Origin of the sequence: Micromonospora sp. C95, assembly GCF_018070465.1 — a bacterium.
GTDB lineage: Bacteria > Actinomycetota > Actinomycetes > Mycobacteriales > Micromonosporaceae > Micromonospora.
Window position 1 is genome coordinate 61,555 of record NZ_JAGPXT010000022.1, and the last position, 21,993, is coordinate 83,547.

20 protein-coding genes are annotated in these 21,993 nt (G+C 72.4%); 1 reads left to right on the plus strand and 19 read right to left on the minus strand.

What is annotated here, in order from left to right; translation table 11 throughout:
* Positions 1 to 100 precede the first annotated feature (100 nt).
* The 6 genes from KBX00_RS22185 to pyrR form a co-directional block, all read right to left on the minus strand.
* On the minus strand, positions 101 to 1,126 hold the full coding sequence (locus KBX00_RS22185; RefSeq protein WP_210829943.1) for a quinone-dependent dihydroorotate dehydrogenase: 1,026 nt from the start codon (positions 1,124 to 1,126) through the stop codon (positions 101 to 103).
* A 97-nt stretch (positions 1,127 to 1,223) separates the two neighbouring features.
* A complete protein-coding gene (gene carB / locus KBX00_RS22190; RefSeq protein ID WP_210829946.1) occupies positions 1,224 to 4,604 on the minus strand; it encodes a carbamoyl-phosphate synthase large subunit in 3,381 nt (1,126 codons plus the stop codon).
* Positions 4,597 to 5,757 (minus strand): glutamine-hydrolyzing carbamoyl-phosphate synthase small subunit, encoded by a 1,161-nt coding sequence (carA, locus tag KBX00_RS22195; RefSeq protein WP_210829948.1) that lies wholly within the window; start codon positions 5,755 to 5,757, stop codon positions 4,597 to 4,599. Before carA ends, carB begins: the two co-directional genes overlap by 8 nt.
* 55 nt (positions 5,758 to 5,812) lie before the next feature.
* Positions 5,813 to 7,144 (minus strand): dihydroorotase, encoded by a 1,332-nt coding sequence (locus tag KBX00_RS22200; RefSeq protein ID WP_210829950.1) that lies wholly within the window; start codon positions 7,142 to 7,144, stop codon positions 5,813 to 5,815.
* 175 nt (positions 7,145 to 7,319) lie between these two features.
* Positions 7,320 to 8,246: an aspartate carbamoyltransferase catalytic subunit gene (locus KBX00_RS22205; protein ID WP_210829952.1), complete on the minus strand. Its 927-nt coding sequence runs from the start codon at positions 8,244 to 8,246 to the stop codon at positions 7,320 to 7,322.
* 58 nt (positions 8,247 to 8,304) lie between these two features.
* Positions 8,305 to 8,889 (minus strand): bifunctional pyr operon transcriptional regulator/uracil phosphoribosyltransferase PyrR, encoded by a 585-nt coding sequence (pyrR, locus tag KBX00_RS22210; protein ID WP_210829954.1) that lies wholly within the window; start codon positions 8,887 to 8,889, stop codon positions 8,305 to 8,307.
* 316 nt (positions 8,890 to 9,205) lie between these two features.
* Here pyrR and KBX00_RS22215 point away from each other — a divergent pair, with 316 nt between their 5' ends.
* The gene (locus KBX00_RS22215; RefSeq protein WP_007458348.1) at positions 9,206 to 9,694 is read left to right on the plus strand and encodes a transcriptional regulator; all 489 of its coding nucleotides are present in this window, start codon (positions 9,206 to 9,208) and stop codon (positions 9,692 to 9,694) included.
* Positions 9,695 to 9,789: 95 nt separating this feature from the next.
* On the opposite strand, the gene nusB is transcribed toward KBX00_RS22215, so the two are convergent.
* The 13 genes from nusB to KBX00_RS22280 form a co-directional block, all read right to left on the minus strand.
* Positions 9,790 to 10,200, minus strand: coding sequence for a transcription antitermination factor NusB (nusB, locus tag KBX00_RS22220; RefSeq protein ID WP_210829991.1), 411 nt, complete (start codon positions 10,198 to 10,200; stop codon positions 9,790 to 9,792).
* Positions 10,201 to 10,223: 23 nt separating this feature from the next.
* Positions 10,224 to 10,781 carry an elongation factor P gene (gene efp, locus KBX00_RS22225; protein ID WP_169599241.1) on the minus strand — a complete coding sequence of 186 codons (558 nt, stop codon included), beginning with the start codon at positions 10,779 to 10,781 and terminating at the stop codon, positions 10,224 to 10,226.
* Between the two features lie 580 nt (positions 10,782 to 11,361).
* On the minus strand, positions 11,362 to 11,808 hold the full coding sequence (gene aroQ, locus KBX00_RS22230; protein WP_210829956.1) for a type II 3-dehydroquinate dehydratase: 447 nt from the start codon (positions 11,806 to 11,808) through the stop codon (positions 11,362 to 11,364).
* Positions 11,805 to 12,881, minus strand: a complete 1,077-nt coding sequence (gene aroB / locus KBX00_RS22235; RefSeq protein WP_210829958.1) for a 3-dehydroquinate synthase — start codon at positions 12,879 to 12,881, stop codon at positions 11,805 to 11,807. Before aroB ends, aroQ begins: the two co-directional genes overlap by 4 nt.
* 98 nt (positions 12,882 to 12,979) lie before the next feature.
* Positions 12,980 to 13,495: a shikimate kinase gene (locus KBX00_RS22240; protein ID WP_210829961.1), complete on the minus strand. Its 516-nt coding sequence runs from the start codon at positions 13,493 to 13,495 to the stop codon at positions 12,980 to 12,982.
* Complete coding sequence (aroC, locus tag KBX00_RS22245; protein ID WP_210829963.1) at positions 13,492 to 14,670, minus strand: chorismate synthase; 1,179 nt, start codon at positions 14,668 to 14,670, stop codon at positions 13,492 to 13,494. Before aroC ends, KBX00_RS22240 begins: the two co-directional genes overlap by 4 nt.
* A gap of 128 nt (positions 14,671 to 14,798) precedes the next feature.
* A complete protein-coding gene (locus KBX00_RS22250) occupies positions 14,799 to 15,767 on the minus strand; it encodes a glycosyltransferase family 2 protein (RefSeq protein ID WP_301548406.1) in 969 nt (322 codons plus the stop codon).
* Entirely contained in the window at positions 15,716 to 16,330 is a 615-nt protein-coding gene (locus KBX00_RS22255) for a glycosyltransferase (protein WP_307869045.1), read from the minus strand. The genes KBX00_RS22250 and KBX00_RS22255 overlap by 52 nt, the downstream gene beginning before the upstream one ends.
* 77 nt (positions 16,331 to 16,407) lie before the next feature.
* Positions 16,408 to 16,875 carry a UDP-N-acetylglucosamine--LPS N-acetylglucosamine transferase gene (locus KBX00_RS22260; protein ID WP_210829995.1) on the minus strand — a complete coding sequence of 156 codons (468 nt, stop codon included), beginning with the start codon at positions 16,873 to 16,875 and terminating at the stop codon, positions 16,408 to 16,410.
* 47 nt (positions 16,876 to 16,922) lie between these two features.
* Positions 16,923 to 18,173: a hypothetical protein gene (locus KBX00_RS22265; RefSeq protein WP_210829967.1), complete on the minus strand. Its 1,251-nt coding sequence runs from the start codon at positions 18,171 to 18,173 to the stop codon at positions 16,923 to 16,925.
* On the minus strand, positions 18,170 to 19,072 hold the full coding sequence (locus KBX00_RS22270) for a sulfotransferase domain-containing protein (protein WP_210829969.1): 903 nt from the start codon (positions 19,070 to 19,072) through the stop codon (positions 18,170 to 18,172). The genes KBX00_RS22265 and KBX00_RS22270 overlap by 4 nt, the downstream gene beginning before the upstream one ends.
* 8 nt (positions 19,073 to 19,080) lie before the next feature.
* The gene (locus KBX00_RS22275) at positions 19,081 to 20,679 is read right to left on the minus strand and encodes a lipopolysaccharide biosynthesis protein (RefSeq protein ID WP_210829971.1); all 1,599 of its coding nucleotides are present in this window, start codon (positions 20,677 to 20,679) and stop codon (positions 19,081 to 19,083) included.
* Positions 20,676 to 21,947, minus strand: a complete 1,272-nt coding sequence (locus KBX00_RS22280) for an O-antigen ligase (RefSeq protein WP_301548410.1) — start codon at positions 21,945 to 21,947, stop codon at positions 20,676 to 20,678. The genes KBX00_RS22275 and KBX00_RS22280 overlap by 4 nt, the downstream gene beginning before the upstream one ends.
* Positions 21,948 to 21,993: the final 46 nt, after the last annotated feature.

Consider the following 21,993-nt stretch of genomic DNA (forward strand, 5'->3'; position numbering starts at 1 on the left):
CCCACCTCTCCGCGATCTTGCACTTTCGGTCGCCGTTTCGTCCCATACACCCCATCCGCCCCGACGGAAACTGCAAGATCGCGGAAAGGGTGGGTGGGGGTCATCGGGGTGGGGCACCTGCAGCCGCGCGGGCCACGGCGCGCGGCAGCGCCGGGCCACGGTAGATGAAGCCCGTGTAGAGCTGCACCAGGCTGGCACCGGCGTCGAACATCCGGGTCGCGTCGTCGGGGTCGACGATGCCGCCCACCCCGATCACCGGCAGTCGCCCGCCCGTCTCGGCGTGGACGAAGGCGACCACCTGCCGCGCCCGGTCGGCCAACGGGCGGCCGGACAGTCCGCCGGCCTCGCCGGAGCGCCCCCGGTCGGCCGGGGCCAGCCCGTCCCGCCCGAGGGTGGTGTTCGTGGCGATCACTCCGGCGGCGCCTCGGGACAGGCACACCTCGAGCAACTCGGCGATGGCTGGTTCGGTGAGGTCGGGGGCGATCTTCACCAGCACCGGCTTCTCCCCCACCAAGGCCGCCAGCAGCGCGTCCAGGTGCTCCCGGTCCTGCAACGCGCGCAGCCCCGGGGTGTTCGGTGAGGAGACGTTGACCGCGAAGTAGTCACCGTGGTCGCGCAACGCCCGGTACGACTCCCGGTAGTCCGCCACCGCGTCCTCCAGGGCCGTCACCTTCGACTTGCCCAGCGAGATGCCCAGCGGTACGCCGAGCGGACGTGGCAACGCCGCGAGCCGGTCCGCCAGCGCCTGCGCACCGGCGTTGTTGAAGCCCATCCTGTTGATCACGGCCTCGCTGTCGACCAGCCGGAACAGCCGGGGCCGGGGGTTGCCCGGCTGCGGACGCGCCGTCACCGTGCCGACCTCGACGAAGCCGAAGCCCAGCGCCGGCCACGCCGGTAGCGCCACCCCGTCCTTGTCCATTCCGGCGGCCAGCCCGACCGGGTTCGGAAACCGCACTCCGAACACGGTGCGCGGTGCCGCCACCGCGTACCGGGCCCGCACCGCCGCCAGCGCCACCGGCATCCGGGACAGTGCGGCCAACCGCCGCAGGGTGAACTCGTGCGCCGCCTCCGCGTCACCACCCCCCACCCGAAACAACCCCCGCCGCACCGTCCCCTCGAAGATCACGCCACCCCTCCCCGAACCCGTGCGTCGATCATGAAGTTGTTGTCGCGACACGCCGAGGCGGCCCACAACAACTTCATGATCAACGGGAGCTGGGGGGTCACTGGGCGGGCCGGAGGGTGGCGTGGAGGGCCTGGAGGGGGCGGACCTGCATGTCGCCGCGGATCCTCGCCTCGATGCCCATTACGGCGGCGGCGGCGCCGGGGACGGTGGTGATGCAGGGGATGTCGGCGGTGACCGCCGCGCTGCGGATCTCGTAACCGTCGGAGCGGGCGCTGGCACCCGAACCCTGTGGGGTGTTGACGACCAGGGCGACGTGGCCACCGAGGATCAGCGACACCGCGTCGTCCTCGGAGCCGGCCTCGTAGTGCTTCGGGACCTGCTCGCAGGCGATGCCGTGCCGGCGCAGCACCTCGGCCGTGCCGCTGGTCGCGACGATGTCGAAGCCGAGGTCGGCGAGCCGCTTGATCGGGAAGATCATGCCGCGCTTGTCCCGGTTGGCCACCGAGACGAAGATCCTGCCCTCGGTCGGCAACGATCCGTACGCCGCCGACTGCGACTTCGCGAAGGCGTGCCCGAACGCGGTGTCGATCCCCATCACCTCGCCGGTCGACTTCATCTCCGGTCCGAGCAGCGAGTCCACACCCTTGCCGGCCGGGGTGCGGAACCGCTTGAACGGCAGCACCGCCTCCTTCACCGCGATCGGCGCGTCCGGCGGCAGCGAGCCACCGTCCCCGGTGGCCGGCAACATGCCCTCGGCGCGCAACTCGGCCAGGGTCGCGCCGAGCGCGATCCGGGCCGCCGCCTTGGCCAGCGGCACCGCCGTGGCCTTCGAGACGAACGGCACGGTACGCGAGGCGCGCGGGTTGGCCTCAAGCACGTACAACGTGTCGTCCTTGAGCGCGTACTGCACGTTGAGCAGTCCGCGTACGCCGATGCCCCGGGCGATCGCCTCGGTGTACCGGCGGACCTGGGCCACGTGCGAGCTGGCCAGGGTGATCGGCGGCAGCGCGCAGGACGAGTCGCCGGAGTGGATGCCCGCCTCCTCGATGTGCTCCATGATCCCGCCGAGGTAGACCTCGCCGTCGGCGTCGCAGAGCGCGTCCACGTCGATCTCGATGGCGTCGTCGAGGAAACTGTCGACGAGCACCGGGTGGTCCGGCGAGATGTCGGTGGCCCGGCCGATGTAGTCGCGCAGCGTGGCGTCGTCGTAGACGATCTCCATGCCGCGACCGCCGAGCACGTACGACGGGCGGACCAGCACCGGGTAGCCGATCTCGTCGGCGATCTCCTTCGCCTCCTCGTACGAGGTGGCGGTGCCGTGGTCCGGTGCGCGCAGGCCGGCCCGGGCCAGCAGCGACCCGAACGCGCCCCGCTCCTCGGCCAGGTGGATCGACTCCGGGGAGGTACCCACCACCGGCACGCCGGCGTCCTTGAGCCGCTGGGCCAGCCCGAGCGGGGTCTGCCCACCCAGCTGCACGATCACGCCGACCACGCCCGGCCCGCCGGCCGCCCGGCCGGAGGAGTCCTCCGCGTGCCAGACCTCCAGCACGTCCTCGAAGGTCAGCGGCTCGAAGTAGAGCCGGTCCGCGGTGTCGTAGTCGGTGGAGACCGTCTCCGGGTTGCAGTTGACCATGACGGTCTCGTAGCCGGTGCCGGCGGACCCGTCGGCCGGGCCGATCGGCGCGCCGCGCAACGCCATGACCGCGTGCACACAGGAGTAGTCGAACTCGATGCCCTGTCCGATCCGGTTCGGCCCGGAGCCCAGGATCAGCACCTTCGGCCGCGCCGAGCCGGCCACCTCGGTCTCGGAGTCGTAGGAGGAGTAGTGGTACGGAGTCATGGCCTCGAACTCGGCGGCGCAGGTGTCCACCGTCTTGTAGACCGGCCGGATGCCGAGGCGGTGCCGCAGCGTACGCACCCCGTCCTCGGCGGCCAGTTCGGGACGCAGCGCGGCCAGCTGCCGGTCGGACAGGCCGGCCCGCTTCGCCCGACGGAGCAACTCCGCGTCCAGCACCGGCGCCGCCACGATCTCGGCCCGCAACTCGACAAGGGCGGCGATCTGGTCCAGGAACCACGGGTCGATGCCGCCGGAGGCGGCGTTGACCTCGGCGATCGAGGCACCGAGCCGCAACGCCCGCTCCACCGTGTAGAGCCGCCCGTCGTGCGGCATACCCAGCGCGGTGAGGGTGTTCTCCCTGGTGGCGCCCTGCGGATCCGGCACGGTCCAGAAGCCGGCAGCCTTGGTTTCCATCGAGCGCATCGCCTTGTTCAGCGCCTCGGTGAAGTTGCGCCCGAGGCTCATCGCCTCGCCGACCGACTTCATCGTGGTGGTCAGCTCCGGGTCCGCGCCGGGGAACTTCTCGAACGCGAACCGGGGGATCTTCACCACCACGTAGTCGAGCGTCGGCTCGAATGCGGCCGGCGTCTTGAGGGTGATGTCGTTGGGGATCTCGTCGAGGGTGTAGCCGATGGCCAGCTTCGCGGCGATCTTCGCGATCGGGAAGCCGGTCGCCTTCGACGCCAGCGCCGAGGAACGGGACACCCGGGGGTTCATCTCGATCACGACGATGCGGCCGTCGGCCGGGTTCACCGCGAACTGGATGTTGCAGCCCCCGGTGTCCACGCCGACCTCACGCAGCACCGCGATGCCCAGATCCCGCAGGTGCTGGTACTCCCGGTCGGTGAGCGTCATGGCCGGTGCCACGGTGACGCTGTCACCGGTGTGCACGCCCATCGGGTCGAGGTTCTCGATCGAGCAGACCACCACCACGTTGTCGTGGCGGTCCCGCATGAGTTCGAGCTCGTACTCCTTCCAACCGAGCACGCTCTCCTCGATGAGCACCTCGTGCACCGGGCTGGCGGCGAGCCCGGCGCCGGCGATGCGGTCCAGGTCGGCGTCGGTGTGCGCCATCCCCGAGCCGAGGCCGCCCATGGTGAACGACGGCCGGATCACCACCGGCAGGCCCAGCTCGGCCACCGTCTCGCGGACCTCGTCCATCGAGTGGCAGACCCGCGAACGCGGCACCAGCGCCGACGGGTCGGCCACGCCGAGGCGTACGCCGGCCTTCGCCACGATCTCCTTGAACAGCTGCCGGTCCTCGCCGCGTCGGATCGCGTCGATGTTCGCGCCGATCAGCTCGACGCCGTACTTCTCCAGCACCCCGGCCTCGTGCAACGCCACGGCGGTGTTCAGGGCGGTCTGCCCGCCCAGGGTGGGCAGCACCGCGTCCGGGCGTTCCTTGGCGATGACCAGCTCGACGAACTCCGGGGTGATCGGCTCGACGTAGGTGGCGTCGGCGAACTCCGGGTCGGTCATGATGGTGGCCGGGTTGGAGTTGACCAGGCTGACCCGGATCCCCTCGGCACGCAGTACCCGGCACGCCTGCGTCCCCGAGTAGTCGAACTCGCAGGCCTGTCCGATGACGATCGGTCCCGACCCGATCACCAGGATGTGCTTGAGATCGGTCCGCTTAGGCATTGGTACGTCCCCCACTGAGAGCCCGGCCCTCGATCAGCTCGGCGAAGCGGTCGAAGAGGTAGTCCGCGTCGTGCGGGCCGGCCGCCGCCTCCGGGTGGTACTGAACGGTGAAGGCGGGCACGTCGCGCGCCCGCAGCCCCTCGACCACGTTGTCGTTGAGGCAGACGTGCGACACCTGGACGCCACCGAAATCGGTGTCGATCACCTGGTCCGGCACGACCGCCCCCGCCCGGACACCCGGAATCTCGACGGCGAAGCCGTGGTTGTGGCTGGTCACCTCCACCTTGCCGGTGGCGCGGTCGAGCACGGGCTGGTTGATGCCCCGGTGGCCGTAGCCGAGCTTGTAGGTGCCGAAGCCGAGTGCCCGGCCGAGGATCTGGCTGCCGAAGCAGATGCCGAACAGCGGCACCTCGCGGCGCAGCACCTCCCGCGCCAGGGCGACCGGAGCGTCAGCGGTCGCCGGGTCGCCGGGGCCCGGTGAGAAGAAGACCGCGTCGGCGCCGGTGGCCAGCAGCTCCTCGATCGTCGAGTGGGCCGGCAGCACGTGGGTGGTCACCCCACGCGCGGCGAGCCGGCGCGGCACGTTGCGCTTGATGCCCAGGTCCAGTGCGGCCACCGTGAACCGGTGCTCGCCCTCGGCGGCGACCACGTACGGCGTCGCGGTGGTCACCTCGGCGGAGAGGTCCGCGCCGAGCATCTGCGGCGACCGGCGGACCCGGTCGAGCAGTGCCTGCGGGTCGTTCTCGACGCTTGAGACGCCCACCCGCATCGCGCCGCGTTCGCGCAGGTGGCGGGTCAGGGCGCGGGTGTCCACGCCGCTGATGCCGACGATCCCCTCGGTGGCCAACCGGTCCTCCAGTCCGCCGGTGGCCCGCCAGTTGGAGCTGATCCCGGCCGGGTCACGCACCACGTAGCCGGCCACCCAGATCCGGCGCGACTCGTCGTCCTCGGGATTCACGCCGGTGTTGCCGATGTGCGGAGCGGTCTGCACCACCACCTGACGGTGGTACGACGGGTCGGTGAGCGTCTCCTGGTAACCGGTCATCCCGGTGTTGAAGACCGCCTCGCCGAAGGTTTCCCCGACGCTGCCGTACGCCTCGCCGTGGAAGGTGCGCCCGTCCTCCAGAACCAGGATCGCCGACCTGCGCTTCACTGGGCCTGCCTTTCGTTCGCGGCGGCGGGACTCCGCTCCGCTGCATTCCTCGCGCTCACCGGAGAGCCTTTCCGTCCAGGACCGTCGCCTCGCCACGCAGGAAGGTCGCCACGATGCGACCCGGCAGCGTCATCCGGGCGTACGGGGTGTTGCGGCTGCGGCTGGCCAGTTCCGCCGGTTCGATCTCCCGACGGGCCGCCGGGTCGACCAGGGTGAGGGTGGCCGGCGCGCCGGGGACCGGGTCGTGGCCGTGTTCGGTGAGCCCGGCGATCCGGGCCGGAGTACGGGACATCCGCTCGGCGATCAGGTCCCACCGCGGACCCAGCACGTCGAGCGCGATGGACAGCGCCGTCTCCAGCCCGAGCATGCCCGGCCGGGCGTACGCCCACTCGCACTCCTTGTCCTCCACGGCGTGCGGGGCGTGGTCGGTGGCGATGATGTCGATCACCCCGTCGACCAGGGCGGTCCGCAGCGCGGCGATGTCGGTGGCGGTACGCAGCGGCGGGTTGACCTTGAAGACCGGGTCGTAGGCCCCGCCCGGGCTCCAGTTGTTCGCGAGTGCGGGGCTCGCAAGCTCACTCCTCCCGCTCACGAGTGCGTCGGTGAGCAGCAGGTGGTGCGGGGTCACCTCGGCGGTGACGCGTACCCCTCGGGCCTTGGCGTGGCGCAGCACCTCGACGCTGCCGGCGGTGGAGACGTGGCAGACGTGCAGCCGGCTGCCGACGTGCTCGGCCAGCAGCACGTCCCGGGCGATGATCGCCTCCTCGGCCACCGCCGGCCAACCGGTCAGGCCCAGCCGGGTGGAGACCTCGCCCTCGTGCATCTGCGCGCCCTCGGTGAGCCGGGGCTCCTCGGCGTGCTGGGCGATGATGCCGTCGAAGGCCTTCACGTACTCCAGCGCCCGGCGCATCAGCCGAGGGTCGGCGACGCAGTGGCCGTCGTCGGAGAAGATCCGCACCCGGGCCGCCGACTCGGCCATCGCGCCGAGTTCGGCCAACCGCTCGCCGGCCAGGCCGACGGTGACCGCGCCGATCGGCTGCACGTCGACCAGCCCGGCCTCGCGGCCGAGCCGCCACACCTGCTCCACCACGCCGGCGGTGTCGGCCACCGGCGAGGTGTTCGCCATCGCGCAGACCGCGGTGTAGCCGCCGAGCGCTGCCGCCCGGGAACCGGTCTCGACGGTCTCGGCATCCTCCCGGCCGGGCTCCCGCAGGTGGGTGTGCAGGTCGACCAGGCCGGGCAGGGCGACCAGCCCGTCGGCGTCGACCACCGTGGCGTCGGGCGCGGCGAGCCCCGCGCCGGTCTCGGCGACGACGCCGTCGCGGATCAGCAGGTCGGTCGGTGCGGCGCCGAGGACGCTGACGTTCCTGATCAGGTACGAGTTCACTGTACTTCCTTCGTTCGCGACTGCGGGGCTCGCAGAACCGGCTCACTCCTCGCGCTCAACTGTGCTTCCTTCGTTCGCGACTGCGGGGCTCGCAGAACCGGCTCACTCCTCGCGCTCAACTGTGCTTCCTTCGTTCGCGACTGCGGGGCTCGCAGAACCGGCTCACTCCTCGCGCTCACCGGTTGTTCCCCCCGAGCAGCAGGTAGAGGACGGCCATCCGGACGGAGACACCGTTGGCGACCTGTTCGACGATTGTGGAGCGGGGCGAGTCCGCGACCTCCGGCGTGATCTCCATGCCCCGGTTCATCGGGCCGGGATGCATGACGATGGCGTGCTCGGGCAGTCGGCCCATCCGCGGACCGTCCAGGCCGTACCTGCGGGCGTACTCGCGGGCGGACGGGAAGTAGGAGTCGTTCATCCGCTCCCGCTGCACCCGCAGCATCATCACCACGTCCGAGGAGGGCAGCATCGCGTCGAGGTCGTAGCAGACGTCGGTGCCCGGGGCGAGGGCGGCGGCGATGTCGACCGGGATGAGCGTGGGCGGCCCGACAAGCGTCACCTTGGCGCCGAGGGTGGACAGCAGCAGCACGTTGGAGCGCGCCACCCGGGAGTGCAGCACGTCACCGACCACCGCCACCGACAGGCCGGCCAGCCGCCCCAGCCGGGACCGCATCGTGTAGGCGTCGAGCAGCGCCTGGGTGGGATGCTCGTGGGTGCCGTCGCCGGCGTTGACCACCGAACCGTCGACCCAGTCGGCGAGGCGGTGCGGGGCACCCGAGGCGGGATGGCGGACCACCACCGCGTCGGCCCCCATCGCCTGCAGGGTCAGCGCGGTGTCCTTCAGGCTCTCGCCCTTGGCCACGCTGGAGCCCTTCGCCGAGAAGTTGATCACGTCGGCGCTGAGCCGCTTCGCCGCCGCCTCGAACGAGATCCGGGTACGGGTCGAGTCCTCGTAGAAGAGGTTGACCACGGTCCGGCCCCGCAACGCGGGCAGCTTCTTGACCTCGCGTCCGGCCACCGCGGCCATCTCCGCCGCGGTGTCCAGGATCTGGGTGGCCGTCTCGGCGTCGAGGTCCGCGCCGGAGAGCAGATGCCGGATCATGAGCGGCGCCACCTTTCGTTCGCGACTGCGGGGCTCCGCTGCGCTGCACTCCTCGCGCTCACCGGGCCTCCTCGCCGTGGAGGCGGACCTCGTCCGCGCCGTCGGTCTCGGCCAGCGTCACCTTGACGTTCTCGGCGAGCGCGGTCGGGATGTTCTTGCCGACGTAGTCGGCGCGGATCGGCAGCTGCCGGTGCCCCCGGTCGACGAGTACGGCGAGTTGCACCGTGGCGGGCCGCCCGAGGTCGCCGAGCGCGTCGAGGGCGGCCCGGACGGTCCGCCCGGAGAAGAGGACGTCATCGACGAGGATCACCCGCTTGCCGTCGATGCCACCGGCCGGCAACTGGGTGGGGCCGACCGCCCGGGTGGCGTGCCGGCGCAGGTCGTCGCGGTAGAGGGTGATGTCGAGCACGCCGACCGGCACCGAGATGCCCTCGAAGGAGCTGATCCGGGCGGCGAGGCGGCTGGCGAGGGGGGCACCCCGGGTAGGGATGCCGAGCAGCACGGTGTCGGCCGCGCCCTGGGTCTTCTCAAGGATCTGGTGAGCGATGCGGTCGACGACGCGGTGCAGGTCGGCGCTGGTCAGGATCACCTTCACCGAGGGTTGTCGCGGCGGCGACGAGTGGGCAGCCGGTGGGTAGGCCACGGCGGACCTCCTTCCCCGCCTCACGGGACGGGTCGTTAAAGGACGTCGGATCCTCCCGGCCGGCCGGGAGCGGCCGGCGGAGGGGCTTGGGCAACGTTACCAGTGGTCGTCGCCGCCTCGACGCGCGGGCACCAGGTACTACGGCGCCACCCCGTCGCCGTTGGCTGACTGGCCAGTCAGCCAGGCGAAACCGGACAACTCACCCGGAGTGCACCATGCGAAGATCGCGACCACTTGACCAGGTGTACGAATCCCCGTACCGTCACGCTCCGTAGCGAATCGCTGGGAGAACCCGAGCAGCACTGGGAGTGTCCGAATGCCCTCTGAATACGCCAAGTCTCTGGGCGCCCGCCTGCGCTCCATCCGCCAGCAGCAGGGCCTGTCCCTGCAGGGGGTGGAGGAGAAGTCGAACGGGCGTTGGAAGGCCGTCGTGGTCGGCTCGTACGAGCGCGGCGACCGGGCCGTCACGGTGTCCCGACTGGCCGAGCTGGCCGAGTTCTACCGCGTTCCGGTCTCGGAGTTGCTGCCCGACGGCAGCGGGGTACGACACGAACCCACCAGCAAGATCGTTCTGGACCTGGAGCGCCTCTACGACGAGGCCAGCGAGGACCTCGCCTACGTGGCCCGGTACGCGCGCGCCATCCAGCAGCAGCGCGGGGACTACAACGGCCGGGTGCTGTCGATCCGCGCCGACGACCTGCGCGCCCTCGCGATCGTCTACGACGCCTCACCGTCCGGCCTGATCGAGCGGCTGACCGAGCACGGCGTACTGGTCGCCGACCCGCGGGCATTCTTCGCCTCCTGAGATCGGATCACGCGACAAGGGCCCGTGCCGCATGGCACGGGCCCTTTCGTCGCTCTCGTCGCAGGTGCGGCGGTCATCGGTGACCGCCGCCCACGTCAGCGGGTGGCGTACTCGGCGATCCGGCCGAGCAGACCGTTGAGGAACCGTGGCGAGTCGTCGGTCGACATCTGCCGAGCCAGCTCCACCGCCTCGGTGATCGCCACCGCGTCGTCGATCTCGTCCAGATAGAGCAGCTCGTAGACCGCGATCCGGGCGAGGTTGCGGTCGACCACCGGCATCCGGTCGAGCGTCCAACCCTCGGCGTAGCTGGAGATCAGCTCGTCGATCCGGTCCAGGTGCCCGGCCACCCCCTCGACCAGGCCGACCGCGTACCCCAGGTGGTCGGGGCGCGGCTTCTCGATCCGCTCGACGTAGCCGGCCAGCACCTCGACCGGCGGACGATCACGCAGGTCGGCCTCGAAGAGCACGTCCAACGCCCGCTTACGCGCCTTGCGGCGCGCCGGCATCTGCTGCTTCGGACCCTCGGACATCAGGCGCGGCCGAGGTAACGGCCGTCGCGGGTGTCGACCTTGATCTTTTCGCCGGTGGTGACGAAGAGCGGCACCTGGACGGTCGCACCCGTCTCCACCGTCGCCGGCTTGTTGCCACCGGTGGAGCGGTCGCCCTGCAGGCCCGGCTCGGTGTAGGTGACCTCCAACACGACCGAGGTCGGCAGCTCGATGTAGAGCGGCACACCCTCGTGGGTGGCCACGATCGCCTCGGCCTCGGGCAGCAGATAGTTGGCTGCCTCGCCGACCGTCCCGCCCAGCACCGTGATCTGGTCGAACGTCTCCATGTCCATGAAGACGTAGTCCTCGCCGTCGGCGTACAGATACTGCATGGTGCGCTTGTCGACGGTCGCGGTCTCAACCTTGGTGCCCGCGTTGAAGGTCTTGTCGACCACCTTGCCGGAGAGCACGTTCTTCAGCGTGGTACGCACGAACGCACCACCCTTACCGGGCTTGACGTGCTGGAATTCGACGACGGCCCAGAGCTCCCCGTCGAGGTTGAGTACCAGGCCGTTCTTCAGGTCGTTGGTGGTGGCCATTTCCTGCCTTGATCATCATTTGGCGGACAGACCTGGCAAGTCTACTCGCCGCCTTCCAAGCCGCCGACCGCCGTCGGCCGCCCACCGGTTGACGCCCTGGTCCGCCACGGTTCAGCCCGGCGCGGTCCGCCGCACCTCGACGCGGCGTCGGGCGGTCCGGCACGACTCTGCGTCACCGTGCGGCGCGCGCCAAACTCCGCGAGGCTTAGCACCGTCAGTAGTGCCCCTCGCCGACCCCCACCCATCACGTGGCTCCTAATGACTTCTGGGGGTGAGCCGTTCGGCAAACTCCTGATGGGTAGGTAGCCGCCGGCAGACGAGCACTCGTGTCTCCTGGGCGTTGAGTCCTTTGCTCTGCTTCAACCCACGCATCGGTGACTTTCTGTGGCGATAGCCCCCCACGTCGTCGCCCGACCTCGACACAAAGGCGCTGGTCAGCCGTTAGTGCGTCGGTTGAAGCAGAGCAAAGGGACGGAAAGGGAAGGTGGACGGGTGCGCCAGCTCGTCACCAAGGGTGACGGGCACCGAGCGTAATCACTGTGTGGTACGGCTGCTGCTGAGACGTCGACCGACCCGCACGTCAGGCGGTCTGGTCGCGACGGCTGGCCAGGTGGTGCAGGGCAAGGCGGTAGCCGTCGACGCCGAGGCCGCAGATCACGCCGGTCGCCACCGCCGAGACGACCGAGTGGTGACGGAATTCCTCCCGCGTGTGGATGTTGGAGATGTGCACCTCCACCAACGGGCCGCGCAGCATCGCGCAGGCGTCCCGCACCGCGATCGAGTAGTGCGACCAGGCCGCCGGGTTGAGCACCACCGCGGCACGCTCGTCGGCGGCGGCGTGCAGCCAACCGAGCAACTCGTGCTCGGCGTCGGTCTGCCGCACGACGACGTCCAGGCCCAGGTCCCGCCCGGTCGTCTCGCAGAGTTCCACCAGGTCGGCGTAGCTGGTCACCCCGTAGACGTCGACCTGGCGGGTGCCCAGCCGGCCCAGGTTCGGGCCGTTGAGCACGTACACCCGCGCGCTCACCCCGACACCGCCCGGTAGGCGGCGCGCAGCAGGTCGTCGTCCGGGCCGTCGAGGATCGCCGGGCGGGCCAACCCGTCGAGCACCACGAAGCGCAGCCTGCTGCCCCGGGCCTTCTTGTCGACCCGCATGGTGGACAGCAGGCGGGGCCATGCGTCGGCGGGGTAACTCGTCGGCAGGTCGAGCGCCGTCAGCACCGCACGGTGCCGCGCCGCGGTGGCCGCGTCCAACCGGCCGGCGAGGCGGGCCAGCTCGGCGGCGTACACCAGGCCGACCGACACGGCGTGACCGTGCCGCCAGCGGTAACCCTCGACCTTCTCGATCGCGTGGGCCAGCGTGTGCCCGTAGTTGAGCACCTCCCGTACGCCCGACTCGCGCAGGTCTCCCGCGACCACGTCGGCCTTGACCCGGATGGCCCGCTCGATCAGCTCCCGGGTGACCGGCCCGGCCGGCTCGGTCGCGGCGGCCGGGTCGCTCTCGACCAGGTCGAGGATGACCGGATCGGCGATGAACCCGCACTTGACCACCTCGGCCAGGCCCGCCGCCAGGTCAGCCGGCGGGAGGCTGTCCAGCGTGGCCAGGTCGGCCAGCACGCCGACCGGCGGATGGAAGGCACCCACGAGGTTCTTACCGGCGGCGGTGTTGATCCCGGTCTTGCCACCCACCGCCGCGTCGACCATGCCGAGCAACGAGGTGGCCACCGGCACCCACCGCACCCCGCGCAGCCAGCACGCGGCCACGAACCCGGCCAGGTCGGTGACCGCACCGCCGCCGAGACCGACCACCGCGTCGGTACGGGTGAACCCCGCCTCGCCGAGCCGGTCCCAGCACTGCGCCGCCACGTCGACATGCTTGCCGGCCTCGGCGTCGGGTACCTCGATCGTCAGGGGTGTCACCCCGGCCGCCGCCAGGCCGGCGCCGACCGCGTCGGCCAGTTCCTTCAGCGGCGGCGTGTGCAGCACCGCCGCCCGGGTGGCGTCGGGCAGCAGACCGGGCAGCGCATCGAGCAGGTCGCGGCCGACCAGTACGTCGTACGGCCGCTCGCCGCCGACCGGGATCCGGGTCACCTCGTCCATCGCCGGGAGCCTAGCCCACCCACCACCGATCCAACCCGCACCGCCACCGGGGTGCCCGAGGGGTGGAACAACCTCAGTCCGGCGGGCCACCTACCCCGCTATGACTTCAGCAGGGCGACGATCTCGGCGACGATCTCCTCGGGGGTGCGGCCGTCGGTGACGACCGTGGCGGTGGCGACCTCGGCGTAGAGCGGTCGGCGCTGGTCCATCAGGTGCTTCAGGGTGGCCCGGGGGTTGATCGCCAGCAGCGGCCGCCCGACGCCGAGACCGACCCGCTTGACCGCGTCCGGCAGCTCGACGGAGAGGTGCACCACCCGGTGACCGACAAGTGCGGCCCGGTTCTCCTCGGCCAGCACCGCGCCGCCGCCCAGGGCGAGCACCCCGGAGCAGGAGGCCAGCGCCGCGGCGAGCGCCGCCCGTTCGAGGGTACGGAAGTGCGCCTCACCCTCGTCGACGAAGATCTCCGGGATCGGCTTGCCCGCCAGGCGCTCGATGTCGGCGTCGGTGTCCCGGAACTCGACGCCGAGCGCTTCGGCCAGGCCCTGCCCGACAGTGGTCTTGCCCGAGCCGGGCGCGCCGACCAGCACGCAGACCGGCCGGGTCGGACCGGTCACCGGATCACCAGCGCGTCGAGGTAACCGGCCAGGTTGCGACGCATCTCGGCGACCGAGTCACCGCCGAACTTCTCCACCGCCGCCTCGGCCAGCACCAGCGCCACCATCGCCTCGGCGACCACGGCGGCGGCCGGCACCGCGCAGACGTCGGAGCGCTGGTTGATGGCGGTGGCCGGCTCACCGGTGCTGACGTCCACCGTGGCCAGCGCCCGGTTCAGCGAGGAGATCGGCTTCATCGCCGCCTTCACCCGCAACGGCTCACCGGTGGTGATGCCGCCCTCCAGGCCGCCGGCCCGGTCGGTGACGCGGCGCACGCCGGTGGCGGTGGGCATGATCTCGTCGTGCGCCTCGGAGCCCCGGGACCGGGCCTGCTGCCAGCCGTCGCCGATCTCCACTCCCTTGATCGCCTGAATCGACATCAGCGCGGTGGCCAGCCGGGCGTCGAGCTTGCGGTCCCACTGCACGTGGCTGCCCAGACCAGGCGGTACCCCGTACGCCAGCACCTCGACGATGCCGCCGAGGGTGTCGGCGGCCTTCTTCGCGGCGTCGACCTCGGCGACCATCCGGGCGCTGGCCTCCGGGTCGAGGCAGCGCAGCGGGTCGGCGTCGATCCGCTCGGCGTCCTCCGGCCGGGGCCGCAGCCCCGACTTGACGGCGACCGGGCCGAGCTCGACCACGTGCGAGACGATCTCGATGCCGAGCGCCTGCCGCACCAGTGCCTTGGCCACCGTGCCGACGGCGACCCGGGCGGCGGTCTCCCGCGCGCTGGCCCGCTCCAGGATCGGCCGGGCGTCGGTGTGGCCGTACTTCTGCATGCCGGCCAGGTCGGCGTGGCCGGGGCGGGGCCGGGTCAGCGGCGCGTTGCGGGCCTGCCGGGCCAACTCGTCGGGGTCGACGGGGTCGGCGGCCATCACCGTGCGCCACTTGGGCCACTCGGAGTTGCCGACCCGGATGGCGACCGGGCTGCCCAGCGTCACCCCGTGTCGCAGACCGCCGACGATCTCGATCTCGTCCTGCTCGAAGGCCATCCGGGCACCCCGGCCGTAGCCGAGCCGGCGGCGGGCCAGCTCCCCGGCGATCTCGGTGGAGGTCACCTCGACACCGGCCGGCACCCCCTCCAGCAACGCGACGAGTGCGGGTCCGTGCGATTCACCTGCGGTCAACCAACGCAACACGGCAATGAGTCTGTCACGCCCGGTGTCCCCCACCCCGCGCCGCCCGCCGCGTCCCGCCCTACGGACGCGCCGGCCGCACCCAGGCGAGCGGGCTGCGACCGACGAGTGCGGCGCGGCGGCGCGAACGGTCAGATGCCCCGACCGCGTCGGTGCAGGGTGCGCAGCACCGTGTCGGCGCGGACCACCCGCCCGGCGACCGCCAGGGCCAGGTAGGCCCGGGGTTCGCGTGGGTTGCCCCGGATGGTCCGCCGGGCCCAGCGCACCGCCCCCCGGGAGTCGCCCGACGCCGCGCGGGCGAAGGCGATCTGCCCGGTGACCCGGGCCTGCCCCGCCGGTTGGCTGGCGAACTCGGGATAGCGGTCCAGCAACCACTGCAACGCCTCGGAGATGGTGTCCCACCGCTGGGCGAAGTAGGACCGCTTGTGCCAGCGCACCACCACGTACGGGCTGCGCAGGTTGACCAGCGGGGCGCTGCGGGCGGCCCGCAGCAGGAACTCGTAGTCCTCGGCGTAGCTGCCCGGGATCTCCTCGTCGACGAGCCCGAACCCGTCCCGCAACGCCGCCGCCCGGATGACGAAGGTCGACGGGTGCAGCTCGGTCATCCGGTCCCGCAGCAGGTCGGCCAGGCTGATCGAGTCGCGGTCCAGCACCCGCTCGACGGTGTGCCCGTCGTAGCTGACCCGGATGCCGCAGCTGACGAACTCGGCGCCGGGCACCTCGGCCAGCGCCTCGGCCTGGGCCCGCAGCTTGCCGGGCAACCACTCGTCGTCGTCGTCGCAGAAGGCGACCAGCTCACCGGTGGCCGCCAGGGTGCCGGTGTTGCGGGCGCCGGCCAGGCCCGGGGTCCGGGAGTTGGTGACCACCCGCACCGGCCGGTCCGGAGCCGAGAGCTCAGTCAGCGAACCGTCCGGTTCGGACTGGTCGTACACCACGACCACCTCGACCGGCCCCGGATAGTCCTGGCCGACGATGGCTCGTACCGCGGCCCGCAGCAGCTCCGGCCGGTCGCGGGTGGGCACCACGGCGCTCACACTCGGGTACGCGGTCACTGCTTCCGCCTTCCGTTCGGGCCGGGTCCACCCCACGGCCGCCACCAGGGTCGATGGTGCCGCTGCGCGGCGGCCACCAGGTCCTCCACGATCACTCCCACCCGCCGCACCGCCGCACGCCGACCGTCGGCCGCCCCGGCGTCCACCTCGACGGTGAACCGCGAGCGGTCGGCGAGCCCGGTGGCCAGCGTGGCAAGCAACTCCTGCCGGGACTCGCAGAGCGCCACCAGGCCGGCCGCGCCGAGCCGGCGGGCGAACAACAGCTGGTGGTCGTCGACATGCTCGCCCCGGGTCGGATCGCGGGGCACCACGATCGGCAGGTGCCCGTGCCGGCGGGCCTCCAGGATGGTGGCCGGTCCACCGTGGCAGACCACCAGGTCGGCCCCGGCCATCGCCGCCTGCAGCTCGGCGTGACCGAGGAATGGCACCGCGTCACGCAGGTCATCCGCCCGGGTATGACCGTGCTGGACGGTCAACACCACCGCGCCGCCGATTGTGCGGTGCCACTCGGCCAGCCAGCTGACCAACCGGTCGAACGGATGCTTGTCGGTGCCGACGGCCACCAGCACCCGCGGCCGGCCGTCGGCGCGCGGCTCGCGCGGCTCCGGCACGCGTACCGTCGGCTCGTCGGGGGCCGGGCGAGGCCGCAGCGGCGTGCCGCGGTGCCCGTCGCTGGGCGCGTCGCCGCTCACAGCAGCGTCCCCACGACGGTGGCCTCCGGGTACTGGCGGCGCTGCTCCTCCCACTGCACGAGCATCGCCGACAGGAACGGGCGACACAGCCGGGCGGTGAGCGTCGGTGTGTCGATCCGGTCGTAGACCTCGATGTAGACGGTCGGGATGCGGCGCAGCCGGGCCAGCACGACGAACGGCACCGCCACGCCCGCGCCGGTGGTGACCACCGCGGCGACCCGTCGCTGCCGCAGCACCCGGCCGGCCAGCCGTGCGTTGCGCAGCAGATTGCCAAGGTGGCGGGTGGTGGGATGGTACGCCGGAACGACGTCCTCCCCGGCCAGCAGCGACAGCGCCTCGGGCGTGTCGAAGGTGACCCAGCACCGCCGCCAGGTCTCGTACCAGGGCCGCAGGGCGAGCAACTGCGCCAGGTGCCCGCCGCTCGACCCGACCAGCAGCAGTACCGGCTGCTGGTCGGCTCCCATGTTTGTGTTGTCCACGTGACTCCCCACAAGTCCGCCTGACGTGTCGGTCAGCTGTGTCGGTTATGGATGGTGTCCAGCAGGGCGGGATGCAGCGCCGGGTTCCAGCCGGCACCGGCGTCGGCCAACCGCCAGGTCCGCAGCCACATCTCCACCAGGTAGGCATCGGCCACCAGCCGCTGCCCGGCCCGGTCGAGCCCCAGCGCGTCGCCGTGCCGGCCCAGCCAGGTGTCGACCTGCCGGGCCGCCTCGGCGGCCGGTTCACCGCGCGCCACCAGCGAACGCTGGAACGCGTCGTGGGCCAGGTCGAAGCCGACGGGTACCTCCGGTCCGCTGTGCTCCCAGTCCCAGGCGACGAGTGCCCCCTCGTGCCGGCCGAGGTTCCACGGCACCCAGTCGCCGTGCCAGTGACCGAACTCGACGGCGACGTCACCGTGCCGGCGGGTCAGGTCGGCGACGGCCGCCGACGCGCGCTCGCCGACGGTGTCGGCGGCCCGCCGCGCCTGCCCGGTCAGCCGGGCCAGGAACGGTGAGCCGGCCAGCGGCCGGGCCGGCGCCGGTGGGCGACCACGCCGGGCCACCGCGAGCAGCGCCGCCGGGTCGGGCGGCGGGTCGCCGGACACCCCACGGATCCGCGCCGGCAGCGGCTCCACCACCGCCACCGCCTGCCCGCCCCAGGTGAACTCGGTGAGCAGGCGGGTGGTGCCCGGGTGTCCGGCCGTCCCGGCCAGCCCGGCGACCTCCCGCAGCGCCGCGGCCTCGGCGGTGACAAGCGCCCGCGTGGCCTCGTTCCAGCCGATCTTCGCGTACCCGCGCGGTTCGCCCCGGCCGTCGAACAGTTGCAGCGTTGGCTTGTGGTTCGGGTCCGGTGGACGTACCCCGATGGCCGCGTGCACCGGTGTGCCGAGTTCGGCACCGACCCGCTCGGCGAGCAGCGCCTCCGCCGGGTCGAGCCCGACCGGCAGTGCCACGGTCAGCACCGGAAAGGGTGCCCGGTCCACCGCGCCGGCCCGCGCCGCCAGGCCGAGCACCGCCCGCGCCGCGCGCAGCTTCGCCGGGCGCAGGGCGTTGTACGACAGCAACGCCGCCGCCGCGACCCGGGGGCGGCCCAGCGGCAGCAGGAAACGGGCCCGGGCCACCGACGGCACCACCGCGTACCGGGCCACGACGGTGTGCCCGGCCGGAGGGTCGGCGTCCACGGTCACCGCCACCCGAGCGTCGGAGAACACCGCCCGGGTGACCCAGCCCAGCCCGTCGCCCCGGCTGCGGGGGTCACCCGTGGTGGTAGCCGAGGCGGTCACGCGACCCGGTCCGGCCAGTCGAGCCGCAACCCCAGCCGCTGCCGCAACGCCTCGTTGTGCGGGCGGTAGTACGCGGTCAGCTCGGCACGCAGCGCCGGCTCCAGGGGCGCGGACCGCCGGTCGTTGAAGACCTTGAAGTTGGGCAGGTCGAACGGGGGCAGGCCGAGGAAGTCCAGGGTGCGCCGGTAGGTCGCCCGCGCGTCGGCGTACAGCTCCTCGCTGGGCAGGAAGAGGATCTGGCTGCGGTCGAAGCGCTCCAGCCACGGTTGCAGGTGCTCCAGGTACCGGCCCCGCGCCCGGTAGGTGTACCAGTCGTAGGGCTCACTGAAGTGGTTCGGTTCGGCGATCAGCCGTGCCCGCTCCCCCGCCGTGCGCTCCTCCTCGGCGGCCAGCGCGGCGGCGAAGTCGAGCGGCTCCACCCCGTTTGTCCGCCGTTCCTTCCAGTGCGAGTAGGCGCGTTCGACCGGGTCGCGCAGCAGCACGATCAGCCGTACCGAGGGCATCAGCGCACCGACCCGCTCGGCGGCCAGCGGATGGAACATGTACAGCGGGGCGGCCTCACCGACGCGGACCGGGCCGCCGTGGCGGTTCTCCAGTGCCTCCCGCTGCCGCACCGTCGGGAAGTGCGAGCGGTACCACGCCTCGCCGCGACCCCAGTGCTCCTCGAAGTAGTGCGCGGACTTCGTGTTCCAGGCGGGAAAGAGCCGGGGTACCAGCGGATGCTGGATCAGGTAGTTCCACAGCGAGGTGGTGCCGCCGCGTTTGGTGCCGATGATGAGGAAGTCCGGCAACGGCCGCCGGTCGCTGGTGCGTACCCCGTAGTCGACGAGGCTTTCCCGGACCCGGTTCGTCACCTGGGTCGGCACCAACTGCTTCACCCGGTCCCGAATGGACGACACGACGAAATTCACCTGCCCTTCGATGTCCGTGGCGGATCGCCTGCCGGCGACCCGCCACGGATCTGCACCATGGTCACCCGGATGCCGCGCCGCACCCGGGACAACGTCAACAAGCCGACGCAGACGACGGCGAGCGTCGCCACCGCGAGCAGCAGTCCGGCGATGCCGCGTCCGGCCACCGCCAGCCCGGCCACCGCCGCGAGCCCGACCCCCGCCACGGTGGCCGCCGCCGCGGCCAGCATCCGGGCGTCGACCAGGGGTTGGCGCACCACCAGCCGGGCGAAGGTGGCCGCGCAGAGGTTCTCGGTCACGATGCCGGCCGCCCACGCCACCGCCGCCCCGGTCGCCCCGTGGGCGGGGATCAGCGCCACCCCACCGCCGACGGTGACCAGCAGCCCGGCCAGCGCCGCGGCCAGGTGCAGGCCGCTGCGCCCGCCCATCAGCAGCAGGCTCTGCACGTTGCCGACCCCGGTGTTGACGAGCATCGCCACGGCCAGCACCGTCATCGCGGCGGCGCCGGTGGTGAACTCCGGGCCGAACAGCGCCAGGAAGGCCGGTGCGAAGACGGCGAGCAGCAGGTACACCGGCCAGGAGAGCACCAGCCCCCAGCCGGTCAGCTGCCGGTGCACCGCCGCGGCGGCGGCCCGCTCGCCCCGGCCGAGCAGCCGCGACAGCTGCGGGGCGGTGGCCACCCGCAGCCCCTGCATGGCGAGTTGACCGGCGAGGACGTAGCGGCCGACGGCGCCGAAGACACCGGCGTCGGCCGGGCCGGCCAGGGCCGAGGTGAGCAGCACCCCGATCCACATGCTGCCCGCGTCGATCGCCGCCGAGGCGGCGCGGGGCAGCGCGAACCGCCAGAACGTGGCCCAGTCGCCGGACTGCGGGCGCAGCCGGGCGCCGGTGCCGATGCCGAGCGGCCCGGCGACCAGGATCAGGCCCACCAGCAGTGCCCCGGCGGCGGGCACCAGCCAGCCGGTCATCCCCGCCAGCAGCCCGCCGCCGGCGAGCACCGCCGCACCGACGAGCAACGGGCGGGCGACCGGCAGCAGCAGGAACTGGACCGCGACGTAGGACCGCATCGGCCGTACGCAGCGCACCACGGCCAGCAGCAGGTTCATCGCGACCACCACGGGCACCGCCGCGAAGGTCACCACCAGCAGCGGCCCGCCCGCCGGGCCCAGCAGCCGACCGGCGAGCGGCCCGGCGACCCACGCGCCACCCACCGCGACCAGCACGGCGACCAGCAACGGTGGGATCATGGCGACCGGCAGCACCCGGGCGCCGTCCCCGGCGGCGCCGGCCCGTCGGCGGGGCAGCGCCCAGATCAGACCGGTCTCCGCGCCGAGGGTGCAGATCGCGGCGGCGACGGTCACCACGCCGATCGCGGCGAAGAACGCGCCCGCTCCGGTGGTGCCGTAGCCACGGGTGATGACCACCGCGAGCACGAAGCCGAACACACCGCTGGTCGCCGCGCCGAGCAGCCCGGCCACCCCGCTGCGGGTGCTACGCCGGGTCTCGGCCGCCCCGTCGACCGCCGCCGTGGCGGCGACGGCGCCGGCCGTACGCCCGGGATCCCCGCCCGTCGGTGGGCTGGTGGTCGCCGTCATGCCGGTACCACCGCCGCCCGCCGCGCCAGCCCGCCCGCTGCGGTACGGCGTTCCCGTTCGCGGAGCGCGAGCGCGAAGGCCACCGCGAAGAAGGCCACCGTGAGGTTCTGGTTGGCCATCCCGTAGAACGGCACCTGCACCAGGCAGACCACCGGAACGACGGAGAGCCACTGCCCGGCCGCCGAGGTGGCCCGGGCGCAGCTCAGCGCGGCGGCGACGAACCAGGCCAGGAAGCACAGCAGGGCCGGTACACCGTGGCTGAACAGCACCATCCACAACTGCCCCTGGGTGCCGATCGGCGCGTCGGCGGTGACCGTGTCCACCTCCATCGGTGCGCCGTAGCCCAGCCAGGGCGAGTCACCCACCCGGCGTAGCACCTCGGCGTAGAGCGAGAGCCGGTCGGTGTTGGTGTCGCTGGATTCGACCCGATTGCCGATCAGCTCGGCGACCGGGATGAACAGACTGCCGATGCCGCCGAGCACCACCATCCCACCGATGGAGGCGGCCACCCGGATGTTGCCGCGCAGCGCCGCCCGCACCCCGAGCACGGCCAGGCCGACGCCGAGGCTGAGGAACATCGCCCGGTTGAGCGTGAGGAAAGCCGGAACCAGCGACACCGGCAACGACGCCAGCAACGCCCAGCGCAGCAGGCCGCGCCGGCGCAGCATGGTGTACGCGACCACGCACGGCAACGTCATCGCGTACGCGCTGCCGTAGTTGTTGGTGTACGCGAACGGTGCCGCCGGGCGGTAGATCGGGTTGAGTGACCGGGTGCTGTACTCCGCGGTGCTCAGGTGGACCATGTCGTTGATGAACGGCACCCCGGACACACCCGACGGGAGCAACGCCTCGACCGGGGTGGTCAGCTCCAGCCGCGGCACCAGCACGCCCAGCCAGCCCAGCGCGACAAGCGCGAACCAGAACGCGCACAGCGGCACCAGCACCGCGGCCTGGTCGGGACGCTCCCGGGCGACGGTGTAGACGTAGACCGCGACGACGAGCGCGGTGAGGTAGAACGCCAGCCGCAGCACGAAGGTGGGCAACGAGGTCGGCGCCGCCAGCCGGGTCGCGCTGACCGCCACGAGGGCCAGGAACAGCAGCCAGATCCCCGTGGCGGGGGGCAACGGCACCCGGCCCCGGGTGGCCAGCAAGGTGAACAGCAGGGCACCCAGCAGCGGCCAGCCGAGGTAGAACGCGCCGGTCACCCACCAGAGCGGGACCAGCCCGAACATCACCGCCAACGGCCACAGCGGCAGTCGGGGCGGCAGCGGGGGCGTGGGCCGGACGGCGGCGCTGGCCGGTCGGGGCGGCTCG

Coding starts and splice junctions, on each gene's coding strand:
- carB (WP_210829946.1), bottom strand. CDS start 4,604: ATGCCTAAGCGGACCGATCTCAAGCACATCCTGGTGATCGGGTCGGGA.
- KBX00_RS22205 (WP_210829952.1), bottom strand. CDS start 8,246: ATGATCCGGCATCTGCTCTCCGGCGCGGACCTCGACGCCGAGACGGCC.
- KBX00_RS22215 (WP_007458348.1), top strand. CDS start 9,206: ATGCCCTCTGAATACGCCAAGTCTCTGGGCGCCCGCCTGCGCTCCATC.
- nusB (WP_210829991.1), bottom strand. CDS start 10,200: ATGCCGGCGCGCCGCAAGGCGCGTAAGCGGGCGTTGGACGTGCTCTTC.
- efp (WP_169599241.1), bottom strand. CDS start 10,781: ATGGCCACCACCAACGACCTGAAGAACGGCCTGGTACTCAACCTCGAC.
- aroB (WP_210829958.1), bottom strand. CDS start 12,881: ATGGACGAGGTGACCCGGATCCCGGTCGGCGGCGAGCGGCCGTACGAC.
- KBX00_RS22260 (WP_210829995.1), bottom strand. CDS start 16,875: ATGGGAGCCGACCAGCAGCCGGTACTGCTGCTGGTCGGGTCGAGCGGC.
- KBX00_RS22275 (WP_210829971.1), bottom strand. CDS start 20,679: ATGACGGCGACCACCAGCCCACCGACGGGCGGGGATCCCGGGCGTACG.